Consider the following 268-nt stretch of genomic DNA (forward strand, 5'->3'; position numbering starts at 1 on the left):
ACGATAACCTACTTTCACACTGGTTGCAGCACTATCATCGGCGCAGAGTCGTTTCACGGTCCTGTTCGGGATGGGAAGGGGTGGGACCGACTTGCTATGGTCATCAGGCTTTGACTTGTCGCGTCACGCGCTGTGGCGTGTGACTGCAATCCGGAAGAAGTAATGTGTTGGGTAACTCATCATCGAGTAAATGCGTATAACCGGCAAGGTTATAGGGACAAGCCGTACGGGCAATTAGTACTGGTTAGCTTAATGCATTACTGCACTT

1 rRNA gene is annotated in these 268 nt (G+C 50.4%); it reads right to left on the reverse strand.

Features of this window, described 5'->3' with window-relative positions:
- Positions 1-108 (reverse strand): 5S ribosomal RNA (gene rrf, locus GM668_RS30390); the annotation flags it as partial.
- Positions 109-268 lie beyond the last annotated feature (160 nt).

It is taken from the genome of Pseudoduganella ginsengisoli (assembly GCF_009720865.1).
Classification (GTDB): Bacteria; Pseudomonadota; Gammaproteobacteria; order Burkholderiales; family Burkholderiaceae_D; genus Rugamonas; species Rugamonas ginsengisoli.